7 protein-coding genes are annotated in these 6,809 nt (G+C 70.6%); all 7 read right to left on the bottom strand.

The features are described from left to right. Positions 1–352: aldehyde dehydrogenase family protein (locus tag E5679_RS18135; protein ID WP_138418496.1), on the bottom strand; the 352-nt coding region annotated here is incomplete at its 3' end. A gap of 24 nt (positions 353–376) precedes the next feature. After that, positions 377–2,320 (bottom strand): 3D-(3,5/4)-trihydroxycyclohexane-1,2-dione acylhydrolase (decyclizing), encoded by a 1,944-nt coding sequence (gene iolD / locus E5679_RS18130; protein ID WP_138418509.1) that lies wholly within the window; start codon positions 2,318–2,320, stop codon positions 377–379. Positions 2,321–2,334: 14 nt separating this feature from the next. Continuing rightward, positions 2,335–3,231: a Cgl0159 family (beta/alpha)8-fold protein gene (locus E5679_RS18125; RefSeq protein WP_138418507.1), complete on the bottom strand. Its 897-nt coding sequence runs from the start codon at positions 3,229–3,231 to the stop codon at positions 2,335–2,337. Between the two features lie 107 nt (positions 3,232–3,338). Next, positions 3,339–4,328: a 5-dehydro-2-deoxygluconokinase gene (gene iolC / locus E5679_RS18120; RefSeq protein WP_138418494.1), complete on the bottom strand. Its 990-nt coding sequence runs from the start codon at positions 4,326–4,328 to the stop codon at positions 3,339–3,341. A 122-nt stretch (positions 4,329–4,450) separates the two neighbouring features. Beyond that, entirely contained in the window at positions 4,451–4,855 is a 405-nt protein-coding gene (locus E5679_RS18115; protein WP_138418492.1) for a tautomerase family protein, read from the bottom strand. 432 nt (positions 4,856–5,287) lie between these two features. Next, positions 5,288–6,055: an ABC transporter permease gene (locus E5679_RS18110; protein ID WP_138418489.1), complete on the bottom strand. Its 768-nt coding sequence runs from the start codon at positions 6,053–6,055 to the stop codon at positions 5,288–5,290. Further along, complete coding sequence (locus E5679_RS18105) at positions 6,052–6,795, bottom strand: ABC transporter ATP-binding protein (protein WP_138418487.1); 744 nt, start codon at positions 6,793–6,795, stop codon at positions 6,052–6,054. The genes E5679_RS18110 and E5679_RS18105 overlap by 4 nt, the downstream gene beginning before the upstream one ends. Positions 6,796–6,809 lie beyond the last annotated feature (14 nt).

The raw sequence follows: 6,809 nt of genomic DNA, 5'->3' as shown, positions 1-6,809 counted from the left end.
GGATCCCGCAGGCGAACTCGACCACCTCAAGGCCCCGCCCGATCTCGCCCTTCGCGTCCGAGAGGACCTTCCCGTGCTCGGCGGTGACCAGCGCCGCGAGCTCATCGATGTGGCCCGCGACCAGCTCGCGGAACCTGAACAGCACCGCGGTGCGCCTGGCCAGGGAGACCTCCCCCCAGGAGTCGGCGGCCTTGCGCGCGTTCGCCACCGCCGCCTCCAGGTCCTGCCTATCGGCGAGCCTCAGCTCGCCCGTCTGCTCGCCGGTGGCCGGGTTGAACACCGGCTGGGTGCGCTCCCCGACCCCGATGGTCTCTTCGCCGTTGAGGTAATGCGGAATCGTCTTGATCGTCATTGATGTGCTCCTTTGAAGGAAATCTCAGCCGAGGAACGGCCGCTGCTGGGCCTTGTGCTCGATGTAGGTGGCGAACGCCTGCTTCGTGGACTCCAGCTCAGAGGCGCCCGAGACGGGCACGTCCCACCAGGACTCCGAGGACGGGGCGTCGATGAGCGGGTCGGACTCGATGTGGATCAGGATCGGCCCCGAGCCCTCCGGGGCCGCCTTCGCCTTGGCGATCGCGGCCTCCAGGTCCTCGATCGCGTTCGGGCCCGGCTCGATCCGGTGCACCGTGACGCCGAGGCTCTCGGCGTTGGTGGCGAGGTCGATCGGGAGCTTCTCGCCGTCGTCGAACGTGTGCTGCGCCCGGTCCAGGGTGCGGTACTTCGTGCCGAAGCGCTGGGAGCCCAGCTGCTCGGAGAGCGCGCCGATAGAGGCGTAGCCGTGGTTCTGGATGAGCACCACGATGAGCTTGATGCCCTCCGCGACCGCCGTGACGAGCTCGGTGTGCATCATCAGGTACGAGCCGTCCCCGACCATGACGACGACGTCGCGCGGGTCCTCCCTGTCTCCTTCTCTGGGGCGCGACGCGGCGTCGAGCACCGCGCGCTTGACGCCGAGCCCGCCGGGGATCTCGTAGCCCATGCAGGAGAAGGCGTACTCGACGTGGTAGCCGAAGGCGTCGCGCACGCGCCACATCTTGTGCAGGTCACCGGGGAGGGACCCGGCGGCGCAGACGACGACGTCGCGTGCGTCCATCGCGCGGTTGGCGGCCCCGATGATGGCGTTCTGGGACGGCAGCGGCGAGTACCGCTCGTCGAACGCCGCGTCCACGGTGGCGTCCCAGCGCGCCTTCTCCGAGGCGACCACCTGCTCGAGGTCACCGCCGACGCGGTAGCCGCCCAGCGCCGTCGTCAGCTGGATCAGCGCCTTGCGGGCGTCGGCGACGATCGGCAGCGAGGTGCCGTGCTTGTAGGCGTCGATGGCGGCGACGTTGATGTTCACGAAGCGCACGTCCGGGTTCTGGAACGCGGTGCGGGAGGCGGTGGTGAAGTCCTCGTAGCGGGTGCCGATGCCGATGACCAAGTCCGCCTCGCGGGCGACGGCGTTGGCCGCCGTGGTGCCCGTGGAGCCGATCGCTCCGAGCGCCTGGGCGTGGTCCCACGGGAGCACGCCGACGCCGGCCTGCGTCCAGCCCACGGGGATGCCGGTGGCCTCGGCGAACTCGCGCAGCTGCTCGTTCGCGAACGCGTACAGGACGCCCCCGCCGGCGACGATGAGCGGACGCTCCGCGGCGCGGATGGCCTCGGCAGCGCGGGCGATGTCCTCGGCCTCGGGCTCGGGGCGCCGGATGCGCCACTCGCGCTCGGCCAGGAACTCCTCCGGGACGTCGAAGACCTCGGCCTGGACGTCCTGCGGCAGGGCGATCGTGACCGCGCCGGTCTCGGCCGGGTCCGTCAGGACGCGGAGGCCGTGCAGGAGCGCTGAGAAGAGCTGTTCGGGACGGCTAACCCGGTCGAAATACTTGGAAAGGGGTCTAAAGGCGTCGTTGACCGTGATGTCGTAGCCGTGGGGCTGCTCGAGCTGCTGCAGCACCGGGTCCGCGGCGCGGGTCGCGAACGTGTCCGAGGGCAGCAGCAGGGCCGGGAGCCGGTTCGCCGTCGCGAGGGCCGCGCCGGTGAGGAGGTTGGACGAGCCGGGGCCGATCGAGGTCGAGACCGCGAACGTCTGGCGGCGGCGGGTGTGCCGGGCATAGCCGACGGCCTGATGGACCTGGGCCTGCTCGTTGCGGCCCTGGTAGTACGGCATGAGAGTGGGGTCGGCGACCTGCCACTGCTTGAGGGCCTGGCCCACGCCCGCGACGTTGCCGTGGCCGAAGATGCCGAACATCCCGGGGATGAGCCGCTCCCTGTAGGTGACTCCGCCGACGTTGTCGACCGTGTACTGCCGACCTAGGAACTCCACGAGGGCCTGGGCGACGGTCATCCTGCGCGTGCTGCTCACTTCGAGGCCTCCTTGCCCGACTCTCCCGCTCCCGCGGGCACGACTTCTTCGGTGCGCAGCAGCGACGCCGCCGCTGCGACGGCCCCGGCGACGTCGCCGTCGGCCGGGTACAGCAGGGTCCGGCCCACGGTGAGGCCCTGGACCCCGGGGAGGGCCAGCGCCGCGCCCCACGAGGCGAACACCTCGTCCTGATGCCCGGTCGGGTCCCCGCCGAGCAGCACCGTCGGCATTGTGGTGGCCGCCATGACACGTTCCATCTCGGCGACGACGGGCAGCTTCATCCACGTGTACGCGCTCGTCGAGCCCAGGCCCTGCGCGATCGCGACCGACTTGATCACGGCCTCCGGGGAGAGGTCGTTCTTGACCTTGCCGTCGACCCACGTCGAGAGGAACGGCTCGACCATCGCGACCAGCTTCCGTGCGGCGAGGGCGTCGATGGCCTTGGCGGTGTTCTCCAGGATGCTGGCCGTGGCGGGGTCGCCGAGGCAGATCCGGGTGAGCATCTTCCCGCCGGTCGCGCCGATGGCCTCGAGCGCCTCGGCCGTATGGCCGGTGAAGCGGTCGTCGAGCTCGTTGACGAAGCCGGCGAGGCCGCCGCGGTTCATCGAGCCGAACAGGAGCTTGCCGTCCAGTGCGCCGAGCAGGAGCAGGTCGTCCATGATGTCCGGGCTCGCCAGCACCCCGTCCACCGCCGGGTTCGCCAGGGCGGTCTGGAGGCGGTCGAGCAGCTCCCGCCGATCGGCCATCGCGTCGGCGCGGCCCTGGGCGGCGAGGGCGCCGCGGGCGGGATGGTCGGCGGCGACGATGAAGTTCTGCTTCCCGAGCACGACGCCGGGGTGCGGCTTCCGCGCCTTCGCCGCCCGAGCGATTGCGCCGGGATCCTCGAGCCGGATCTTGGTGAGGTGCTCGTAGCGGCGGGGATCGTCGTCGAACGCGCCCTCAGGGAGGGGCGCCGCTTGCGGCGCCTTGGGCGGGTTGGAAGAGGTTGCAGCGGCGGTGGTCACTGGGCCACCGCCTCGGGGACGAGGCGGCCGCGCTCGGCCAGCAGCGAGGTGACCTCGGCCGGCGTCGGCATCGCATCGGCGCACGAGAGGCGGGAGGCGACGATCGCGCCCGCGGCGTTCGCGTAGTCGAGGACCTGGGCGAGCGGCCAGCCGGCCAGGAGCCCGTGGCAGAAGGCGCCGCCGAAGGAATCGCCCGCGCCCAGGCCGTTGAGCGTCTGAACGGGGACTGGCGCGGACACGACGCGCTCGTGGCGGGTCTTGGCCATCACGCCCTCGGGGCCGAGCTTGACGACTGCGATCTCCACCCCAGCGGCGAGGAGGCGGTCCGCCTGCTCGTCCGGGGTGCCGTGCCCGACGGCGACGGCGCACTCCTCCTCGTTGCCGATCGCGACCGTCACGTGCGGGAGGACCTTGGCGACCTGCTCGCGGGCGTCCTCCTCGGAATCCCAGAACATCGGCCGGTAGTCGAGGTCGAGGACGGTGAATTGGCCCTCGGTCAGCCCCGACCGGGGGCGGGCGGCGTGGGCGGCGATCTGGGCGCTGCGGCTGGGCTCCTGGCACAGGCCCGTGACCGTGGACCAGAAGATGCGGGCCTCGCGGATCGCGTCGACGTCGAGCTCCTCGGCCTTGATCTGCAGGTCCGGCGCGGTCGGGAATCGCCCGTAGAAGTAGAGCGGGAACTCGTGCGTCTCCGGCATGATCGCGCAGAACGTCGCCGGCGTCTGGAGCCCGGCCACCGGGGTGACGAAGCGGTCGTCGACGCCGAACTTCTTCAGCTCCCGGTGGAGGTACTCGCCGAACGGGTCATCACCGGTGCGGGTGACGACGGCGGTGCGGCGCCCGTGCCGCGACGCCGCCACGGCCACATTGGACGGGGACCCGCCCAGATACTTTCCGAAGCTCGTGACGTCCGCGAGGCCGACGCCGATGTCGTTGGGATAGATGTCGACGCTGATGCGCCCCATCGTGAGAACGTCGTAGGTCACGATCGCGGTGCCTTTCCTGCTTCTTGCCCGGGATCCGGGCCGGCTGCGCTGCCTGTGGCGGCAGCCACAGGTTCAACTCTGCTACAAATTAAATGTCCTGTCAAAGGTTTGTACGTACATGCTCAGCGGGCTGGGGCGGCTAGCTCCCCCGTGACATACTGCGCACGCCCAAACCCGAACGACCAGTCCCCTGCAGTGTTCTCGACGTAGCCGATGAACACGTCCTCGCCCGGGATCCCCGCGTCGGCCAGATTCCGGGCCACCGCTGCGAAGAGATGCTCCTTGGCATCCTGGCTGCGGCCCTCCTGGGTGAAGATCTGGATCACGACCACACCTGCCGTCCGCTCGAAGCCCAAGCCCGCATCCTGGGCAATGATCTGGCCCGGGGCATGCTCGGTGAGGATGTGGAAGTAGTCGCGCTCGGGGATCTTGTACTCCACCAGGATCGCGTCGTGGATCGCTCGGCTCAGCCGCGCGAGCTGGTCGGGGGCCCGGCCGGCGTTGACGTCGATGCGGACGAGGGGCATGGTGGGACTCCTTGGCTGAGGTCTATTTGTCCTGACAAACGAACTCTACGTGCCTCGGAACTCAGGATCAAGACTTTGTCCTAACAAACCTGTTTCGCCGACATCGGGCCATGTGCCGCCGAAGTCGGGCCGTGTGCCGCCGAAGTCGGGGGGTGTGCCGCCGAAGTCGGGGGGTGCGCCGCCGAAATCGGGGGGTGCGCCGCCGAGGTCGGGGCCTCTGCCAGCGACATCGGGCGCCTGAGCGAGAGCGCAGGAAACTCACCTAATGTCCAGGCGAGCAGCACGTCAAAGCTACGACCCGACCTCGGCGGCGGGGCGTCCGACCTCGGCACCACCACACCCGACCTCGGCGGCGGGGCGCCCGACCTCGGCGTAATACCCCCCGACCTCGGGAGGTCGACGGCGGCTCCCGTCAACCGGGATTGACCCGCGTTACCTGTCCAGCTCGAGCCGCGACCAGGCTGCGACCGTGAGGACCCCGAACACGAGCGGGACCACACCGACCAGCGCGAGCTCGCCGGCCGAGACCGCTTCCGGCTGGATTGCCCAGAGCGCGGGCGCTGACCCGGGCCACCACTCCCCCATCCCGGCGACGACGGCCACCTGGGCCGAGACCACAAGTGCCACGGCCATGCCGATCCCCGCGAGGAGCCCCCGCGAAAGGGTCGCGGCCCACGCGCACGGCACCGAGAGCAGCGCGGTGAGCAGGCAGAGCGCAGCCTCCCGGGCAAGCGCGCGGAGGGCGTCGCCGTCGGGCGCGCCGAACCCCAGAGCGAGGCCGACGACGGCGAGCGCAGCAACGGTGAACAGCGTCACGAGCGCACACCACAAGAGTGCGACGACGAGCTTGGCGAGGGCGATCGACCGCAGCGGCACGGGGAGGGCGAACAGTCCTGACACGGTGTGGTCGAGGAACTCGCGGCCGACGATCCACGTCATCCCGATGCCGAAGGCGAGGAGCACCCCCGCGGCGGTGATCTGCTCGGCGATCTCGATGAAGCCAGTCCACCCGGAGCCGTGAGTGAGGAGCGCGAGCTTCGCGGCCATGATGCCGGAGCCGTTCGAGCGCGCGAGCGCGAAGGCCCCGGAAAGGATCGCGATCCCGGATCCCACGAGGACCATGGTGGCGCGCAGCGTCCCGCTCGCTGCCGCCTTGCGCGTCTCGACGGCGATGGCCACGCCGAGGAAAGGGAGCCTCATGATTCGATGTCGCCCGCCTCGCGCCGCTTCTCGTCGTCGGCATACACCGCGTCGAAGAACGCCCGCTCGAGGTCCGCTCGGCCGGGCGCGAGCGTCCCGATGAGCCGTCCCGCATTCAGCACGGAGATGCGGTCGGCGATTCGGGCCACCTCGTCCAGGTGATGGCTGGAGACCAGCACGCCGGAGCCCTCGGCGGCCCGGCGCAGGAGCGATTCCCGGAGCAGGATGACCCCGCGGGGATCGAGGGCATTCGTGGGTTCGTCGAGAACGATGAGGCGGGGGCCGTGAAGGAGGACCGCCGCAAGGCCGAGCCGCTGGCGGTTTCCGAGCGACAGGGTCCGAGCGCGCCTCGTCGCGAGTGACTCAAGGCCGAGCTCGGCGAGCGCGTCTCCGACCGCTCCCGCCGTCCGGGATCGCGCCACCCCGTGAAGGCGCGCCGCGAGCGCTAGGTTGGTGCGGACGTCGAGCTCTCCGTAGGCGAGCGGGGCGTCGATGAGGTGGCCAATCCCGGCGAGCTGTTCGGTGCGAGTCCGTGCGAGGGGCTGGCCCTCCACCAGGACTTCGCCCGACTGGGGACGAAGCATGCCGAGCGCGAGCCGCAGGAGGGTCGTCTTCCCGGCTCCGTTGAGGCCGACGAGCGCATGGACCTGACCCACGACGACATCGAGGTCCACAGCGCGGATCCCGTCCCCGGAGGGGAAGATCCGCGTGACGGCCCGGAGGCTCAGCCGGTCAGCCATGGCGCGTCCAGCAC

Origin of the sequence: Sinomonas gamaensis (assembly GCF_005876955.1) — a bacterium.
GTDB lineage: Bacteria > Actinomycetota > Actinomycetes > Actinomycetales > Micrococcaceae > Sinomonas > Sinomonas gamaensis.
This window is presented reverse-complemented; position numbering and strand designations above follow the sequence as displayed.

Coding starts and splice junctions, on each gene's coding strand:
- iolD (WP_138418509.1), bottom strand. CDS start 2,320: ATGACCGTCGCCCAGGCCCTCGTGGAGTTCCTAGGTCGGCAGTACACG.
- E5679_RS18115 (WP_138418492.1), bottom strand. CDS start 4,855: ATGCCCCTCGTCCGCATCGACGTCAACGCCGGCCGGGCCCCCGACCAG.
- E5679_RS18110 (WP_138418489.1), bottom strand. CDS start 6,055: ATGAGGCTCCCTTTCCTCGGCGTGGCCATCGCCGTCGAGACGCGCAAG.
- E5679_RS18105 (WP_138418487.1), bottom strand. CDS start 6,795: ATGGCTGACCGGCTGAGCCTCCGGGCCGTCACGCGGATCTTCCCCTCC.